General features: G+C 67.9%; 13 protein-coding genes and 2 pseudogenes. 14 read left to right on the top strand and 1 reads right to left on the bottom strand.

The window, feature by feature from the left end:
- Positions 1–34 precede the first annotated feature (34 nt).
- From ID132_RS11780 to ID132_RS11750, 6 genes are all read left to right on the top strand, one after another.
- Positions 35–2,020, top strand: coding sequence for a M13 family metallopeptidase (locus tag ID132_RS11780; protein ID WP_193128704.1), 1,986 nt, complete (start codon positions 35–37; stop codon positions 2,018–2,020).
- Positions 2,021–2,436: 416 nt separating this feature from the next.
- Positions 2,437–2,916: a phage holin family protein gene (locus ID132_RS11775; RefSeq protein ID WP_193128703.1), complete on the top strand. Its 480-nt coding sequence runs from the start codon at positions 2,437–2,439 to the stop codon at positions 2,914–2,916.
- Positions 2,909–3,157 carry a DUF3618 domain-containing protein gene (locus ID132_RS11770; protein WP_193128702.1) on the top strand — a complete coding sequence of 83 codons (249 nt, stop codon included), beginning with the start codon at positions 2,909–2,911 and terminating at the stop codon, positions 3,155–3,157. The genes ID132_RS11775 and ID132_RS11770 overlap by 8 nt, the downstream gene beginning before the upstream one ends.
- Positions 3,158–3,709: 552 nt before the next feature.
- Positions 3,710–3,892 carry a hypothetical protein gene (locus ID132_RS11760; protein ID WP_193128700.1) on the top strand — a complete coding sequence of 61 codons (183 nt, stop codon included), beginning with the start codon at positions 3,710–3,712 and terminating at the stop codon, positions 3,890–3,892.
- 9 nt (positions 3,893–3,901) lie between these two features.
- Entirely contained in the window at positions 3,902–4,834 is a 933-nt protein-coding gene (locus ID132_RS11755) for a uroporphyrinogen-III synthase (protein ID WP_193128699.1), read from the top strand.
- Positions 4,835–4,894: 60 nt separating this feature from the next.
- On the top strand, positions 4,895–5,455 hold the full coding sequence (locus ID132_RS11750; RefSeq protein WP_241209124.1) for an acyl-CoA thioesterase: 561 nt from the start codon (positions 4,895–4,897) through the stop codon (positions 5,453–5,455).
- Positions 5,456–5,556: 101 nt separating this feature from the next.
- Here ID132_RS11750 and ID132_RS11745 read toward each other — a convergent pair whose 3' ends face one another.
- Complete coding sequence (locus ID132_RS11745; protein ID WP_193128698.1) at positions 5,557–6,018, bottom strand: hypothetical protein; 462 nt, start codon at positions 6,016–6,018, stop codon at positions 5,557–5,559.
- Between the two features lie 194 nt (positions 6,019–6,212).
- On the opposite strand from ID132_RS11745, the pseudogene ID132_RS11740 reads away from it, so the two are divergent.
- The 8 genes and pseudogenes from ID132_RS11740 to ID132_RS11700 all read left to right on the top strand — a co-directional run.
- Positions 6,213–6,584: pseudogene (locus ID132_RS11740) on the top strand (FAD-dependent monooxygenase); the annotation flags it as partial.
- A complete protein-coding gene (locus ID132_RS14990) occupies positions 6,567–9,296 on the top strand; it encodes an aldehyde dehydrogenase family protein (protein ID WP_413229377.1) in 2,730 nt (909 codons plus the stop codon). The pseudogene ID132_RS11740 and the gene ID132_RS14990, both read left to right, overlap by 18 nt.
- Complete coding sequence (locus tag ID132_RS14120) at positions 9,271–10,680, top strand: aldehyde dehydrogenase family protein (protein WP_193128696.1); 1,410 nt, start codon at positions 9,271–9,273, stop codon at positions 10,678–10,680. Before ID132_RS14990 ends, ID132_RS14120 begins: the two co-directional genes overlap by 26 nt.
- Before the next feature lie 220 nt (positions 10,681–10,900).
- Positions 10,901–12,326: pseudogene (locus tag ID132_RS11720) on the top strand (FAD-binding oxidoreductase).
- Between the two features lie 32 nt (positions 12,327–12,358).
- Entirely contained in the window at positions 12,359–13,429 is a 1,071-nt protein-coding gene (locus ID132_RS11715; RefSeq protein WP_125106692.1) for a 2,3-butanediol dehydrogenase, read from the top strand.
- 71 nt (positions 13,430–13,500) lie between these two features.
- A complete protein-coding gene (gene rocD, locus ID132_RS11710) occupies positions 13,501–14,760 on the top strand; it encodes an ornithine--oxo-acid transaminase (protein WP_125106693.1) in 1,260 nt (419 codons plus the stop codon).
- On the top strand, positions 14,760–15,683 hold the full coding sequence (locus ID132_RS11705) for an alpha/beta hydrolase (protein ID WP_193128694.1): 924 nt from the start codon (positions 14,760–14,762) through the stop codon (positions 15,681–15,683). The genes rocD and ID132_RS11705 overlap by 1 nt, the downstream gene beginning before the upstream one ends.
- Positions 15,684–15,715: 32 nt before the next feature.
- Positions 15,716–16,537, top strand: an 822-nt coding sequence (locus ID132_RS11700; RefSeq protein ID WP_328744402.1) for a lipoate--protein ligase family protein, incomplete at its 3' end; no start/stop codon positions are given.

Genomic DNA, 16,537 nt, shown 5'->3' with positions numbered 1-16,537 from the left:
TCGGTCGCGGCTGGCCTGGCATAGGGTTGGGCGTATGACTGCAGAGAATGCAACGGAGCCCACCGAGCAGCTGCCCTCGGGCATCGACAGCGGTTCGTTTGACCAGGATGTTCGGGTGCAGGACGACCTGTTCCGTCACGTCAATGGCGCCTGGCTGCGCGAGACCGAGATTCCCGCTGACAAGAGCGGCTACGGCTCGTTCCACCAACTCGCCGATGAGGCCGAGGTCGCGGTGCGCGAGATCCTCGAGGAGCACGCCGACGCTGAGCCCGGCACGCCGCTGCGCAAGGCGGCCGACGCCTACGCCGCGTTCATGGACGAGGAGCTGCTGACCCGCCTCGGCGCCGAACCGATTACGCAGGACATCATGCAGGCGCTCGTCGTCTCATCGATCGAGGAGTTCCTCTGGGTGCTCGGCCGTCAGGAGCGCCAGGGTGTTTCCGGCTTCGCCGCGATGTACGTCATCGGCGACGTCGGCGACCCCGACACGAACATCCTCTACGCCGAGCAGGGCGGCCTTGGCCTGCCCGACGAGTCGTACTACCGCGAAGAGCAGTACGCGCCGATCCGCGAGGCCTACGTCGCGCACATCGACCGGATGCTGCGCCTCGTTGACGTGCCGAACCCCGAGGGTCGCGCACAGCGGATCTTCGACCTCGAGACCGAGATCGCGAAGCACCACTGGGACGTCGTGCGCACGCGCGAGGCCGACCAGACCTACAACCCGACAACGCTCGACGAGTTCCTCGCGAAGTTCGAGGGGCTCGACATGCGCGGTTGGCTGCAGGAGCTGCAGCTGCCCGAGGGTGCGCTCGATCGCTTCGTCGTGAGCGAGCCGAGCTTCTTCGAAGGCGTCGCGACGCTGCTCACCGAGGACCGCCTCGACGCGTGGCGCGACTGGCTCATCTGGCGCATCGCGCTGGGCTACTCGGCGGTGCTCTCGCCCGAGATCTCGTCGGTGAACTTCGAGTTCTATGGCACCACGCTGCAGGGCGTGCCCCAGCAGCGCGCCCGCTGGAAGCGCGGCGTCGCCCACGTCGAGGGTCTGCTCGGCGAGGTCGTCGGCGAGGAGTACGTGCGCCGCCACTTCAAGCCGGAGGCCAAGAGCAAGATGGATGCGCTCGTGGCCGATCTGCTCGCCGCCTACGGCGACTCGATCACCGAGCTCGAGTGGATGGGCGAAGACACGAAGCGCAAGGCGCTCGAGAAGCTTGCGAAGTTCACGCCAAAAATCGGCTATCCCGTGAAGTGGCTCGACTACTCGCAGCTCGAGGTGTCGCCCCGCGACCTCGTCGGTAACGTGCGCCGCTCGACGGTCGTCGAGACCGAGCGCGTCTACGCGCGCATCGGCAAGGCGGTCGACCGAGACCTGTGGCTCATGACCCCGCAGACGGTGAATGCCTACTACCTGCCGAACCAGAACGAGATCGTGTTCCCCGCGGCAATCCTGCAGCTGCCGTTCTTCGACGAACACCGCGATGCGGCGGCGAACTACGGCGCCATTGGCGCGGTGATCGGCCACGAGATCGGCCACGGCTTTGACGACCAGGGGTCGAAGTACGACGGCGACGGCCGGCTCGTCGACTGGTGGACCGAGTCCGACCGCGAGGCCTTCGAGCAACACACGGCCTCGCTCATCGGCCAATACTCGGCCCTCTCTCCCGCGGACCTCGACGGCGAGACCGTCAACGGTGAGCTCACGATCGGTGAGAACATCGGCGACCTCGGCGGCCTTGGCATTGCCTGGAAGGCGTACCTGCGCCACCTCGACGGGGCCGAGTCGCCGGTCATCGACGGGCTCACGGGCGCCCAGCGCTTCTACCTGTCGTGGGCCCAGGCTTGGCGCGAGAAGCGTCGCCCCGAATACATGAAGATGTTGCTCGCGGTCGACCCGCACTCGCCCGCCGAGTTCCGCTGCAACCAGATCGTGCGCAACCTCACCCCGTTCTACGACGCCTTCGAGGTTGGCCCCGACGACGCGCTTTGGCTTGACGAAGCTGACCGTGTTGAGATTTGGTAGCGCGGGTCCACTCTCACGAAACCGATATATCCGGTGACTAACGTGGTTTGCCGGATCACCCACCGACTGTGAAGGACGCACCATGAAGGCTGCAACCAAGATCGCACTCATTGCCGGCATCGCCACGGGATACGTACTGGGGACCCGTGCAGGACGCGAAAGATACGAGCAGATTTCGGAGCGCGCAGACGCACTCTGGAATTCGAAGGCCGTTGTGAAGCAGCGCGATAACGTTGCTGGCCTCGTCGACACCTACGTGCCGAGCTTCGTCACGAGCACGCTCAAGGGCGTGGGCCAGATCGGCGCCGGTCTCGGCAACCTCGNTCGGCGACGGCACCCGCGCCAAGGGCACGCGCAACCCGCGCTAGTCGCGTCGCCGCGACCTCATCCGTGGATTCGAAATCAAGGGGGCACCTGTGAGTACCTACGACAAACCGAACGCGTCCGACGCGCGCGGACCCTTCCCGAACACGGAAGCTCCGATGCGCTTCGGCAAGTTCAACCCGAAGTCCAAGCGACCGCTCGGCAAGCTGCTCGGCGATGTGCCGCGGCTCGGCATCGAGCTCGCCAAGGCCGAGGCGGCCGAGGCGAAGCAAGAGTTGCAGGGCAAGGCCATTAAGGGCGGCATTGGCGCGGGCCTGTTCGCGGTTGTCGCGTTCTTCGCGATCACGCTCTGGGCGGTGCTCATCACCGCCGCGATTCTCGGCCTGAACACGGTGTTTGCGCCGTGGCTGTCGGCGCTCATCGTCGCGGGCGCGCTGCTCGTGATCATGATCATCGCCGCGCTCGTCGCCATCATGCTGTTCAAGCGCATGCAGGGCGTCGTGCCGCAGAACACGGTCAAATCGGTTCAGCAAGACCTCAACGCTCTGAAGGGAATGGGCAAGTATGAGTAACGACACCTCGAGCCGCAGCCGCGAGGAGCTGCGCCGCGAACTCGCCGAGACGCTCAACGCACTCGAGTACCGGCTCGACGTGCCCGCCCGCGTCGGCGAGTGGGCCGACGACCGCAAGGCGCAGTTCCTGCGCGCGAAAGACGAAAACCCGACCCGCGTCTACGGCCTGCTTGGCGGCGCCGTGCTCGGTCTCGTGGGCATCGTTGCGGGCGCCATCGTGCTCGCGAACCGCAAGGGCTAAGCAAAGGAGTCGGCATGACCGAAGCAGCACCGTTTGAGGGCGAAGGCCTCGAGACGACCGACGAGCCGGTGACCTACTCGGTCTTCGCCACGTTCGGCATCAACACCGACAGCGACTACGCCGAAGTTGCTGCGGCCGACGAGGCCGTGAAGTCGCTCGAGCACTTCGAGGGCGTGCTCGCCGAGATTCGCGTGGAGGGCGTCGAGGTCCGCGGCATCTACGACCTCACCCTCGGCAGCTTCGCCGACCCCGCTGTGTGCCTCTGGCTGCGCGGCCCTGTGGCCGACGACCTCCAGTGGGCGTACCGCCAGCTGCTGCGCGTGTTCAGCCGCTACTTTGCGACCGCTCCCGTGTCGGCCGACCTCACGGTCGAGCTCACCGAGCTCGAGCCCGAGGCGGGCGCGTGGATCAGCTTCGTCGACGCGTTCGGCACGACCGAGGGCGGCTCGGGTCGTCACGCCGAACCGAACTTCCAACCGATCGAGGCGGTCGACGAGACCGAGNGACGACGACGAAGACGACGACTTCGGTGACGAAGATGCTGCGGCGGTCGTGAGCCTGCACTCGCGCGTCGGCGTCGGTATCGACGCGTTTACGATTGTGGCCGAGGCCGACGAGCCGCAGTGGCTGCTCGGCGACCCCTCCGAACCCTTCGGCGACTCCATCGCCGTGGCCGGCACCCCGCTGACCGGCCGTTGGATCAACTCCTCTGAGGTATTTGAAGTTCTCCGATGACCCGCTGCCATGACTAGCCAACGAACGCTTGGACCGCTTCGCGGTTGGAAGATTCTGGTTCCTCGCGGCGGCACCTTCGGCCACGACGTGGCCGAAGCCGTGCGCGCCCGCGGAGCGTTTCCCATTACCGCACCCCTGATCAACTTCGCGAGCCCGGCACCCGGCGACTCGCCGAAGCTCATGGATGCGCTCGTGCGGCTCGAGCGCGGCGAGTACGACTGGCTCGTGGTCACGAGCGCAACGACCGTCGACGTCATGCACTCGCTGCAAGCTCGGGTGCCCGAGAGCACCCGCATTGCCGCGGCCGGTGAGACCACGGCGACCGCCCTTTCGGCGGCGGGCTACAAGGTCGACTTCGTGCCGACGCATGACAATTCGGCGAAGGGCCTGCTCGTCGAATGGCGCGAGAGCGGTCGGCGCATGCCGAAGATTCGCGTGCTCTGGCTCCACTCCGAGCACTCGAAACCGGCGTTCTCGAACGGCCTGGCGCGCCGCGGCCACAGCGTCGACTCGGTCATCGCCTACCGCAGCGTCGGCGTGCCCGCGGCCGAGTCGATCCAGCACGACATTCGCAACAGCCGCATCCGGGCCGTGCTCATCACCTCGGGCTCGGTCGCCGAGCAGGTCCAGAAGCAATTCTCGCCGGTGCCGAGCGATCTCCTGCTCGCGGCGATCGGCCCCCGCACGGCGAAGGATGCGCGCGCCCTCGGCCTGCGCATCGACGTCGTCGCCCGCCAGCGCTCGGTCGCATCACTGCTCGACGGCATGGAGTGGATCGTCATGGGCGAGCCACTCGCCGAGACGAGCGCGCTCGACCTTCGCGAGCTCATGCGTCTCGAGCGCGAGGAACTCGGCGAAGACGTACCGCCGGAGGACGTGCCCGCCGTTGACGAGGGTCGCCCCGAGACCGGCAAGATCAACCTGCCGCTCGACGGCCGCTAATGACTGTAGGGTCTCGACAACCGTCATTGCTTCACGCGCACAGCCACCTAGGCTCGGCGCGTGAAGTTTTTCTGGCGCATGCTCCGCGTGTGGCTGCAGGCAAAGATGGCCCGCCCCCGCGATGTTCGTGACATCTCGCGCATCCAAATGAAGGTGCGCCCCATTGACCTCGACGTGCAAATGCACATGAACAATGGCACATATCTGACGATTCAGGATCTCGGGCGCCTCGATTTCATGCTGCGCACAGGGTTGTGGAAGCGCATCCAGACACTCGGTTGGAACGCGGTCGTCGCGCGCCAGACCATCACCTACCGCAAGTCGCTCACGCTCGGCGACAAGTACGACCTCAACACGCGCTACCTCGGCATGGATGACCGCAACTTCTATATCGAGCACCGCTTCGTGAAGGACGGCGAGATCTACGCGCAGGCGTTCGTGGTCGGCCGCTTCACCGGCCCGAACGGCGCGCTTGGCCATGCCGATGTGATCGAGCAGCTGCACGAGGCCGCCGATGTGCCCGCGCTCATTCCCGACTGGGTACTCGAGTGGGCCGAGGCCGCGCGCGTGCCGTCAACTCGTTCGCCGTACCCGAACGAGTGGCACGCGGCCGCCGAATAGGCCGTTTCGCCAACCGCATGCCGGCACGGATGTGACCATCCGCCACTGAGTTGTCTGGGCCGGAGGCGTCTCCTGAGACTCTGTCGCACCATGGATCGCGGTCATGACGTGCTCTGAGGAGGGGGCGCTTCTCCGGCGCCAGTCTGCAAGACCTCATTGATGACCTGGCTCCCGATATTTGCGCCAAACGGAGGGAGTAGTCCCCTCCGGCGCAGATCGGCGTACGCCCGTCGGTTGTGCTCGAGATACTCGCTTTCCAGCCGGTCATCCTCCTCCGGTGTTGCGCCGAGACGTCGCATTTCCTTGGGCGCGGCGATCCATGTCCGCGAGCCATTCGGGGCAATCCGCGCAACGCTAATCCCTGCCATACGATGCTCACTCAGGAAATCGAGGTGGCAACCGTCCACTTCGTCACTTCCCCACATCCAGCCGATGTGCCACCCCCGATGGAAGTGGTGACCGTTCTCGACGGCGATTAAGTCGGACACAGATAGGTTCCATATCGCCTCGAAGCCACGCAAAGCCTCTGCCGCACACGCAATCATGTCGCTGTTCTTGTTCATGGGGGAAACTAGATGGCGCCTCCGACATCCTGACCTCCCCACGCACATCGATCCCGAGGCATCGCACCCCAGCCCGACACGGGTGTCTTTCGCTGCAAGTGTCGAGGTTCAGGACAGCGTCCTGGTGGCTGTACGCACCTACGGGGCCGCAAGCACATGAACTAGTTCCGATTTAGTCCATGCGGAACGCGGCTGGCCATCGCGTCACCGACAAGTTCGACGAGGTCGACGACGGCGATGAGGGCACGAAAAATCCGCACGTCGTCATCTGCGGCGACGCCTGCCACATCCACTCGGCGAAGGCAGGTCAGGGCATGAACGTGTCGATGCAGGACGGCTGGAACATCTCGTGGAAGCTCGGGCACGTGCTCGAGGGCCGCGCCGACGCCTCGCTGCTGCACTCGTACTCGGATGAACGGCAGGCNCAGAACCTCATCGACTTCGACCGCGAGTGGTGGTCGATGATGGCGCGCAAACCCGAGGAGTTCGACTACCCGGGGCAGCTCGAGGAGTTCTACGAGCAGACCTTCGAGTTCCCTGCCGGATTCATGACCCAGTACACGCCGGGCGGGGATACGACATCTTCGACGAGCGCGAAATCTCGCGCGACGGCGCGATCGTCGTCGTGCGCCCCGACCAGTATGTTGCCCAGGTGTTGCCGCTCGACGCGACTGCCGAATTGGCCGCGTTCTTCGACGGAATTCTGCAGCAGCCGAAGTAAGCTCGCCTCTATGGCAGATCTCCTCCCCCCCGATGACGCGGGTAATCCCGGCGCCCCGGGCACAACGCCACCGGCATCGGAAGGGAGGGATCCGCGACAGTCGCAGGCGCGGGCCCGACGGGTCGAACGAGCGGATCTCGTGCGCGATGTGATGCATCGCAAACGCCAAGAGGATGCGCCGGAGGACTACGCCGAGCACGCCGAGCCGATCGAGCAAGCCGAGGTCATCTCGCCCACGCCGCTGCCGCACCGCGCCGAGCCCCAGACCGAGCGCCAGGAGGTGCAGACGCCCGGCAACGTGCCGATCGACGCAGCCGTGCCGCCCGCGCTCGAGTTGCTCGGCCGATGGTGGCAAGAGGATGCGCGAGGGCGCGAGGAGCTCCACCGGCAGCTTGAAGCCGAGACGAGCGCGCGACGACGCGAGAAGCTCGACGACCGCGGCGACCTCGACCGCGCGCTCGACGAGGAGGGCGGCGCCGCCTTCCTGCGGGGCCTCGTCGACGACGTGCTCCGCCCCGACGACCTGCTCGCCTCGGGCTTCGGCATGAGCGACCTCGGCAACCGCATCCCCGCGTCGCTCACCCCGGCCACGCGCCGCAAGTTTCGCCTCGGCGCCTTCGCCGGCCCGGGCATCCCCTTCATCGCCGTGCCCGCCGTGCGCCGGGCCACGCGCAGCCTGTTCGGGCACGCCGTCACCGAGGCTGGCGCAGAGCCGCTGAACAAGGCACTCGACCGCGCTCGCGAGCGCAACGCCGACGTGCGAGTGCGGCCGCTCACCGACCCGGTGCTCGGCGAACGCGGCGCCGCGGCCGTGCGGGGCCGCGTGCGCACCCTGCTGTCGCATCCGAGCGTTGCGCAGGTCGAGCTCGACTGGGACGCGCTCGAGCCCCGCCCCGTCGACTGGGACTTTTCGGGCACAGCCGACCGTGCCGCCGCCCAACTCGTGAACCTGCTCGCCGTCGCGCGCGAGCAGCAGCACGGCCCGCTGCTGCTCCTGCGCGCGACGACCTCGCGGAACGTCGAGCTTGCCGTTGAGACCCTGCTGCGCGCGCTGCGCGCCGAACACGCGATCGGGGCGCGCGCCGGCATCGCGCTTCCGGTCGACCTGCCCGACTCGGCCACGTTGCTGCGGCGGTTGGCTGGCTCGGCCCACCTGCTGCGCGAGGAGGGCGGTGCCCCGATTCGAGTGTCGCTGCACCGCATGCCCGATCGCCTGCGCGAGCGCGCCGATGCCCTGAGCAACGGCTGGCGCGTCGCGACCTACCTCACCGACGAAGACGTCGACGCGAACATGGCGCGCCTCATCGATGGCGTGCTCACGGCCGAGCATCGCGGCGTGCTCGAGCTTGAGGTCGACAGCACGGTGGCGATGGATGCGACGCTCGCGGCCTCGATAGCCCGCGCGCGCGAGAGCTTCACTCGCGTCGGGGTGGTGGTACGTCCCGACACCGATGAGACCGAGCTGGCGAGACTGCGCGAACTCGGCGCCGACCTGACGATGCGCGTCGCCCAGTTGCCCGCGAACGCCGGCTGGCGCCCCGCCGCCGCGTACCTGCGCGCCATCGTGACCGACCGCGCCCGGCAGCACGTCGAGGCGCACGAAGCGACGAGCGTCGACGGACTTGGGCCGCAGCAGGAGCGGCTGCTCTCGGCGGTCGCGCGCATGCACCAGATTCCCGCGGGGCAGCTGCGGCACCAGGAGCGCGTCGCGCCCGAGGACGCCCCGGGCGTCACGGCGGCGATCAAGCTCGAGTTGTTCCCCGAGGGCATGTTCGAAGACGAGCCCGAGCCCGCCACGAGCGACACCCTGCTCACCGACTCGGTCGACCTCAGCAATTTGGCGCAGGCGGCGCAAGCGACCACGGTGCTTGGCGACCGCGAGCGCGGTGAGAGCCTGCCGATCGACCGGCCCGAACCGCACGAGACCGGCGTCGCGCCGGCGGCCGACGCCTCGGGCACGATCAACCCCGCCGAGACCGGAGCAACCCCGAACCTCACCGAGGTCGTGCTCGGCCTGCGCCGCGGCCGCATATTGCGCAACACCTTCCGCAACGACCCGCTCAGCGACCCGACACTCGAGAACGTGCGCGACTGGGCCAGCCACATCCAGCGCCGCGCGGCGCGGAGCGAGCTCGGCATCGACGAGGCCGCCGAACACCAGCTTGGCTCGGTCGAGCAAGTGCAGGAGATCATCGATCGCGCGCACGTCGCCGGCGACTCGTGGCGGCAGACGAGTGGCTGGGAGCGGGCGGCGACGCTCGAGCAGATCGCGAAGGCCCTCGACGCGAACCGCGCCCGCCTCATCGAGGTCGCGATGGCCGAGACCGGCCTCGCTTTCGCCGAGATCGACCACGACGTGAGCCACGCGATCGACCTCGCGAACTACGACGCCCACCTGGCTCGTCAGCTCGACCGGATGCAGGGGGCCGAGTTTGAGCCCGTGGCCGTCAGCGTCGCGGTGCCCGGCTGGATCTTCCCGGTGTCGTCGGTCGTATCGATTCTCNGTCGCGGCCCTCGGCGCGGGCTCGGCCGTGATCCTCAAGCCCTCGCCGCGTAGCGAGCGCACGGCGGCGATTGTCGCCCGCGTGTTCTGGTCCACCGAGCTCGCCGACGGCCTGCTGCAGGTCGCGGGCAATGACTATTCGCGCATCACCGACGACCAGCTCGGGCGTGAACTCATCGTTGACGAACGCGTCGAGCGTGTACTCATGCAGGGCGCGTACACCACCGCCTCGCACTTTTTTGAGTGGCGCCCCGACCTGCCGCTCATCGGCGCCTCGGGCGGCAAGAGCTCGGTCATCGTCACGCCGGCCGCCGACTACGACCAGGCTGCGCGCGACATCGCCCACAGCGTCGTCAGCGCGGCGGGGCAAGACCCCCTGCGCCCATCGACCGCGATTCTCGTCGGCTCGACTGCCTTCAAGAGCCGCTTCGCCGAGCAGCTGGCCGACGCCGTCGCCTCGACGCGCATCGGCTACCCGGCTGACCCCTCGGTGCACGCGGGCCCACTCGTCGCGAAGGCTGCGGGCAAGGGCTATGAGATGCTCACCGAGCTTGCCGAGGGTGAGCGGTGGCTCGTCGAGCCGCGCAGCCTCGACGACACCGGCCGGCTGTGGACCCCCGGCGTGCGCATGGGCGTCAAGCCGACGTCGCCGCTGCTGCACAACGACGCCGCGGTGCCCGTCATCAACATCGTGCACGCCGACCACCTCAACGCCGCGATCGAGCTGCAGAATCACCTCGACTACGGCCTCGGAGCGGGCCTGTTCTCGCTCGACCGCTCTGAGATCGCCCACTGGGTGCAGGGCGTCGAGGCGGGCAACCTCTTCGTAAACCGCGACGTCGTCGGGCACCGCGTGCAGCGGCAACCGTACGGCGGGTGGAAGCGGTCGATGATCGGCACGAAGCTGAAGTCGGGCGGGCCAAACACGCTGCTCCACCTCGGCGCCTGGCGCCCGGCCGAGCACTCGCAGTCGCACACGCTGCACCTGCGCGGCCTTGAGGAGTCGACCGCGCGGCTCATTGAGGCACTCCAGCCCGGGCTCGCGTTTGATGACTTCGAGCGCGTGCGCCGCACCGCCTTGAGCTGCCAGATCGCCTGGAACGAGGAGTACGGCGAGGTCGTCGACGTCACAAACCTCCCGNGCGCAACCTGCTGCGCTACCGGCCGGCGCTCTGCCTCATCCGCGTTTCGTCCGAGACGACCGCGGCCGAACTCGGGCAGGTGCTCGTGGCCGCCTCTGCCGCCCGCGCGAAGCTGCTCATCTCGACCGCCACCGAGCTGCCGCCGACGTTGCTGCGCGAGCTCGCGCAGCGAGAGGCGCAGGTGCGCATCGAGAGCGACGAGGAGTTCCTCGAGCGCATGCGCGACGAGGGGCTGGTCGAGGCCCCGCGCATCCGGCTGCTCGGCGGCTCGCGCAGCCAGCTCTGCGCGCACTTGAAGAACTCGGTCGACATCGCCCTGTTCTCTGACGACGTGACGCTCGCGGGTCGACTCGAGATGCTGCCGTTCCTGCGCGAGCAGTCGATCTCGATCACGGCGCACCGCTTCGGCTATNGCGACGAGCGGGTGCAGCAGCTGTTCCCGCACGAACTCGTCATCGACCACAACGTCAGCGTGCTCTCCGACGGCGGGCAGCTGCGCCGACCCGAAGGGGCGTAATGCCAGCAGTCCTCGAGCTCCTGCGGGAGCAGCTCGGCGAGCGCGTCGTCACCGACCCCGCGGTGCTCGCGACGCTGCGCACCGACCGCTCCGGCGCGCTCGCGGCGGGTACGCCGCTCGTGCTCGTCGAGGCGGCGACGATTGAGGACGTGCAGGCGACCTGCCGCATCGCGAGCGAGACCGGCACGCCGATCGTGCCCCGCGGCGCCGGCTCGGGCCTCGCGGGCGCCGCCTCGGCGGGTGAGGGCGAGATCGTGCTCTCGACCGCGGGCATGCGGCGCATTCTCGAGGTGCAGCCCGACGACCAGCTCTGCGTCGTCGAACCCGGCATCCTCAACGGCGAACTNCAACGCCGAGCTGGCGAAGCAGGGCCTGTGGTGGCCGCCCGACCCGGCGTCGAAGGACTTCTCGAGCGTCGGCGGCAACATCGCGATGAACGCGGGTGGCCTGCTCTGCGCGAAGTACGGTGTCACCCGTGAGTCGGTGCTCGCGCTCAATGTTGTGCTCGCGTCGGGTGAGCTCATGGAGGTCGGCCACCGCACGGTCAAGGGCGTCACCGGCTACGACCTCTGCGCGCTGATGATCGGCAGCGAGGGCACACTCGGCATCATCGTCGAGGCGACGCTGAAGCTCCGGCCTGCGATCACCGGCGAGGTACCGACCATCGGCGCGTACTTCGCGGGCGTGCGCGACGCGGCCGACGCATCCGCCGCCGTCACCGCCGCGGGCATCCGCCCCGCGATCATGGAGCTGCTCGACCGCAACATGCTCGTTGCCGCCTCGAACGCGACGGGCGTCGACCTCGCCTCGCAGGGCAACACCTACCTCCTCATCCAGACCGACGGGGCGGATGCGCGGGGCGAGGCCGAGCGCATCCTCGAGCTCGTCGCGCCGCTCGCCACCTCGGCCGAGCTCACGCTCGACCCCGAGTCGGCCGCGACGCTCGTCGACGTGCGCCGCCGCGGCTTCCCCGCCCTCGAGGCGATGGGCGCCATGCTCGTTGAAGACTGCGCCGTGCCGCGCTCGCGGATGGCCGACATGTTCGAGCGCGTCGAGGCGATCGCCGCGAAGTACGACGTCTTCATCGCCTGCCCGGCCCACGCCGGCGACGGCAACTTGCACCCCACGTTCGTGTTCGAGGGCTCGGCGGCTGCGGTGCCCGACGAGATCTGGCAGTCAGCGGGCGAGCTGTTCGAAGCCGCGCTCGAGCTCGGCGGCACACTCTCGGGCGAGCACGGCATCGGCCTGCTCAAGCGCCGCTGGCTCGGCGCCGAACTCGGCGACACGCAGCTCGCGCTGCAGCGGCACATCAAGGCCGTGTTCGACCCGAAGGGCATCCTCAACCCGGGCAAAATGTTCCCGCAGGAGCACCCGGTTTCGCCCTCCGGTTTCAGGGAAGTTTACGGTTCGCGGGCGGATAATTGAGGTGTCCCAGAAGGATCTACTTGGAGGGTGAAATGAAGGCAGCTCGTTACTACGGTAACCACGACATTCGCATCGAAGACATTGAGGAACCTACGGTCGAACCGGGCACGGTCGGCATCGACGTCGCCTACTGCGGCATCTGCGGCACCGACCTGCACGAGTACCTAGACGGCCCCATTTTCTGCCCGCCGCAGGGTCACCCGCACCCTATTTCTGGTGAGGCATCACCCATCACGCTCGGTCACGAAATGTCGGGCGTCGTCTACGAGGTTGGCGAGGGCGTCACGAGCGTCGAGGTCGGCGACCACGTGGTGGTCGAGCCGTACATCATCGCCGACGACGTCGACACCGGCCCGAGCAGCCGCGACTATCACCTCTCGCCGAACATGAACTTCATCGGACTCGCCGGGCGCGGCGGAGGCCTCGCCGAGAAGATCGTGGTGCGCGAGCGCTGGGTGCACAAGATCTCGAAGGACATCCCCCTCGACGAGGCCGCGCTCATCGAGCCGCTTTCGGTCGCGAAGCACGCGGTCGACCGCTCGGGTGCCGTCGCCGGCCAGACCGCCCTCGTCGGCGGCGCGGGCCCCATCGGCCTGCTCACCGCGACCGTGCTCAAGGCGATCGGCGTCACCGTCTATGTCTCAGAGCTCAGCGAGCTGCGCCGCCAGAAGGCGCTCGAAGCGGGCGTTGTCGACGAGGCGTTCGACCCGCGCGAGGTCGACGTGCCCGAGGAGATTCGCAAGCGCACCGGTGGCAAGGGTGCGGATGTCGCGTTCGAGGCCACGAGCGTGCAGGTCGTGCTCGACACCCTGATGGACGCGCTGCGCCCGACCGGAGTGCTGCTCATCGTCTCGATCTGGGGCCACAAGGCCGACTTCGACATGCACAAGCTCGTCATGAAGGAGATCGACATGCGCGGTTCGATCGCCTACGTAAACAACCACCCCGACACGATCAAGCTCGTCGAGGAGGGCAAGGTCAACCTCAAGCCCTTCATCACCGGCAAGATCGCGCTCGACGACCTGGTTGAGAAGGGCTTCGACACCCTCATCAACCACAACGAAACGGCCGTGAAGATCCTCGTTTCGAAGGACGGCAACTAGCCAGGTCCTGCCTCGCGCCGGGTGCCCCGAGTTCACGGGGCGCCCGGCGCGAGCGCGCTAGGCTTGCACGCATGACAGATGAGCGGGCCAGACTCAGCGAACGCGAGCTGCAGGAAGTAAGCAAGGTCGAGCACTTCACGGCGAACAACTACGCGCCGCTGCCGATTGTGCTCGCGTCGGGCGAGGGTTCCTGGGTCACCGACGTCGATGGCAAGCGCTACCTCGACTGCCTCTCGGCGTTCTCGGCGACGACGTTCGGCCACGCCTACCCGAAATTCGTTGCGGCGGCCCGCGACCAGATGGCCACGATCTCGCTCGCATCGCGCGCGGTATTCGTTGAGGGCCTCGGCGACTTCGCCGAAGGGCTCGCGAAGCTCGCGGGCAAAGACCAGGTGCTCATCATGAACACCGGCGCCGAGGCGAACGAGACCGCGATCAAGGTCGCCCGCAAGTGGGGCGTCAAGGTCAAAGGCATCGAGAACGGCCGCCAAAAGGTGATCGGCATGCAGAACAACTTCCACGGCCGCACCATGGCGATGGTTTCGCTCAGCGACGACCCGGTGGCCCGCGCCGACTACGGCCCCTACACGCCCGGCTTCGAGCTCGTGCCGTTCAACGACGCGGCCGCGATCGAGCGGGCGATCGATGACGACACCGTCGCGGTCATCCTCGAGCCCATCCTGGGCGAGGCCGGCATCCTGCTGCCCGACGAGGGGTACCTCGCCGAGGTGCGCCGCATCACGAGCGAACGGGGCGTGCTGCTCATCTTCGACGAGGTGCAGACGGGCCTCGGCCGCACCGGCACCACCTTCCGCTTCCAGGCCGAGGGCGTCGAACCCGACCTCATCACGGTCGCGAAGGCGCTCGGCGGCGGCATCCTGCCGGTGTCGGCCGTCATCGGCAACGAAGACGTGCTCGGCGTGCTCACGCCCGGCGCGCACGGCTCGACCTTTGGCGGCAACCCGATGGCCGCTGCCGTCGGTCAGGCCGTCGTCGACGAACTCGCGAGCGGCACCTGGCAGCGCAGCAACCAGGAGCTCCACCCGGTGCTCTTCGACGCGCTTGAGTCGCTCATCGGCCGCGGCGTCACCGCGGTGCGGGGCGCGGGCCTCTGGGCCGGTGTCGACATCGACCCGGCCATCGGCAGCGCGCACGACGTCTGCCTCGACCTGCTCGACCACGGCATCCTCGCGAAAGACACGCACGGCATCACGGTGCGCCTCGCGCCGCCGATTATCGCGAACCACGACGAGATCGCGCTGCTCGTGCGCGAGTTCACCGCCGTGATCAACGCGCGCTGGGAGGCAGCGCAGGCAGGGGTCGAGGGCTGATGGGCGTCGCCGACCGCTTCTACACACCCGGCATCGACACGACAAACGACGGGTTCGAGGTCGATTACCGCGAGCACCTGCTCGACGTGAACGGCGTCTCGGTGCACATCTACGAGTGGCGCCCCGAGAGAGAACCGGTCGCGCTCATCCACATCTCGCACGGCGCGGGCGAGCACGCGCGCCGCTACCAGCGCCTCGCGAACGACCTCACCGCCGCGGGCTACGCCGTCATCGCGAACGACCACATCGGCCACGGCCGCACGGGCGTGAACAACAAGGGCATTGGTGTCATGGGCGTGCACGGGATGCGCGACTCGATTCGCGTCGTGCGTCGCGTCATCGAGTGGGGCAAGGAGCTCTACCCGGGCATCCCGTTCGTCGAGTTCGGGCACTCGTGGGGTTCGCTCATGGGGCAGCAGATACTCGCCACCAACCCGACCATCTTCGATGCCGTCGTCTGGTCGGGCACGACCCTGCTCATCCCGGGCATCGCGAACACCGGCAACTTCAACGAGCCGTGGGACGGCGACGGGCACGGCATGAGCTGGCTCACGCGCGACAAGGCCGAGATCAAGTGGATGATCGAAGACCGCTACGGCTTCGACATTGGCCAGTCCGACATGCTCGACATGCCGGCCGTGCTTGGCGCCTTCTCGGTGCCGCGGCCGCTGCTCATGGGCCGGGCCGCGCGCGTGCCGATGTACANCGGCGGCAGCGAAGACGAGGTCTCGAACCGCGGGCGCGGTGCCCGGGCACTCGCCTGGTGCTACCGCCACCTGTCGCGCATGCACGACGTCACGCTGCGCATCTACGACGGCGCCCGCCACGAAGTCTTCAACGAACTCAACCGAGCCGACGCCACGACCGACCTGATCGAGTGGCTCGACTGGCACCTTCGCGCGCCGAGCGAACTCGGGCGCTAACGCACACGACCGAAGATCGGAGGCCGGCACTCGTGCACGGCGAATACAAGGTTCCCGGCGGCAAGCTTGTCGTCATCGACTTCGACGCCGAGGGCGGCGCACTCGCGAACGTGCGCCTCGCCGGCGACTTCTTCCTCGAGCCCGACGAGGCCCTCGAACTGGTGAACGCGGCGCTCAACGGGCTGTCACTCGAGAGCACGAGTGAGGACATCGCGCGCGCGGTGCGCGACGCACTGCCCGCGGATTCGGTGCTGCTCGGCTTCTCGCCCGAGGCCGTGGCCGTGGCCGTGCGCCGCGCGATTCTCGGTGCGCGCGACTGGCGCGAGTATGACTGGCAGGTCATTCAGCACGGCCCGCTCTCGCCGATGACGCAGGTCGCGCTTGATCAGGTGCTCACCGAGGAGGTCGGCGCTGGCCACCGCCCGCCGACGCTGCGGTTCTGGGAGTGGGACGAGTCGGCCGTCGTGCTTGGTTCGTTCCAGTCGGTGAAGAACGAGGTCGACCTCGAGAACGCGGAGAAGTACGGCGTGCAGGTCGTTCGCCGCATCTCGGGCGGCGGGGCGATGTTCATGGAGGCCGGGTCGATCGTGACGTACTCGCTCTACGTTCCGGCCGAGCTGGTCGCGGGCATGAGCTTTACCGAGTCCTACAGCTTCCTCGATGAGTGGGTGCTCGAGGCACTCACGAGCATCGGCATCGAGGCGAGCTACGAGCCGCTCAACGACATCGCGTCGCCGCAGGGCAAGATCGGCGGCGCTGCGCAGAAGCGACTCAGCTCGGGTGCCGTGCTCCACCACGCGACGCTATCGTATGACATCGACGCCGAGAAGATGGTGCAGGTGCTGCGCATCGGT

This window comes from Gulosibacter sediminis (assembly GCF_014904065.1).
Lineage (GTDB): Bacteria > Actinomycetota > Actinomycetes > Actinomycetales > Microbacteriaceae > Gulosibacter > Gulosibacter sediminis.
The sequence above is the reverse complement of the archived record's forward strand: the minus strand, read 5'-3'. Positions and strand labels throughout refer to the sequence as shown.

Bases quoted from the DNA above. Each gene is read 5' to 3' on its own strand.
- ID132_RS11745 (WP_193128698.1), bottom strand. From the start codon at position 6,018: ATGAACAAGAACAGCGACATGATTGCGTGTGCGGCAGAGGCTTTGCGT.
- ID132_RS11755 (WP_193128699.1), top strand. From the start codon at position 3,902: ATGACTAGCCAACGAACGCTTGGACCGCTTCGCGGTTGGAAGATTCTG.
- ID132_RS11715 (WP_125106692.1), top strand. From the start codon at position 12,359: ATGAAGGCAGCTCGTTACTACGGTAACCACGACATTCGCATCGAAGAC.
- ID132_RS11780 (WP_193128704.1), top strand. From the start codon at position 35: ATGACTGCAGAGAATGCAACGGAGCCCACCGAGCAGCTGCCCTCGGGC.
- ID132_RS11770 (WP_193128702.1), top strand. From the start codon at position 2,909: ATGAGTAACGACACCTCGAGCCGCAGCCGCGAGGAGCTGCGCCGCGAA.
- rocD (WP_125106693.1), top strand. From the start codon at position 13,501: ATGACAGATGAGCGGGCCAGACTCAGCGAACGCGAGCTGCAGGAAGTA.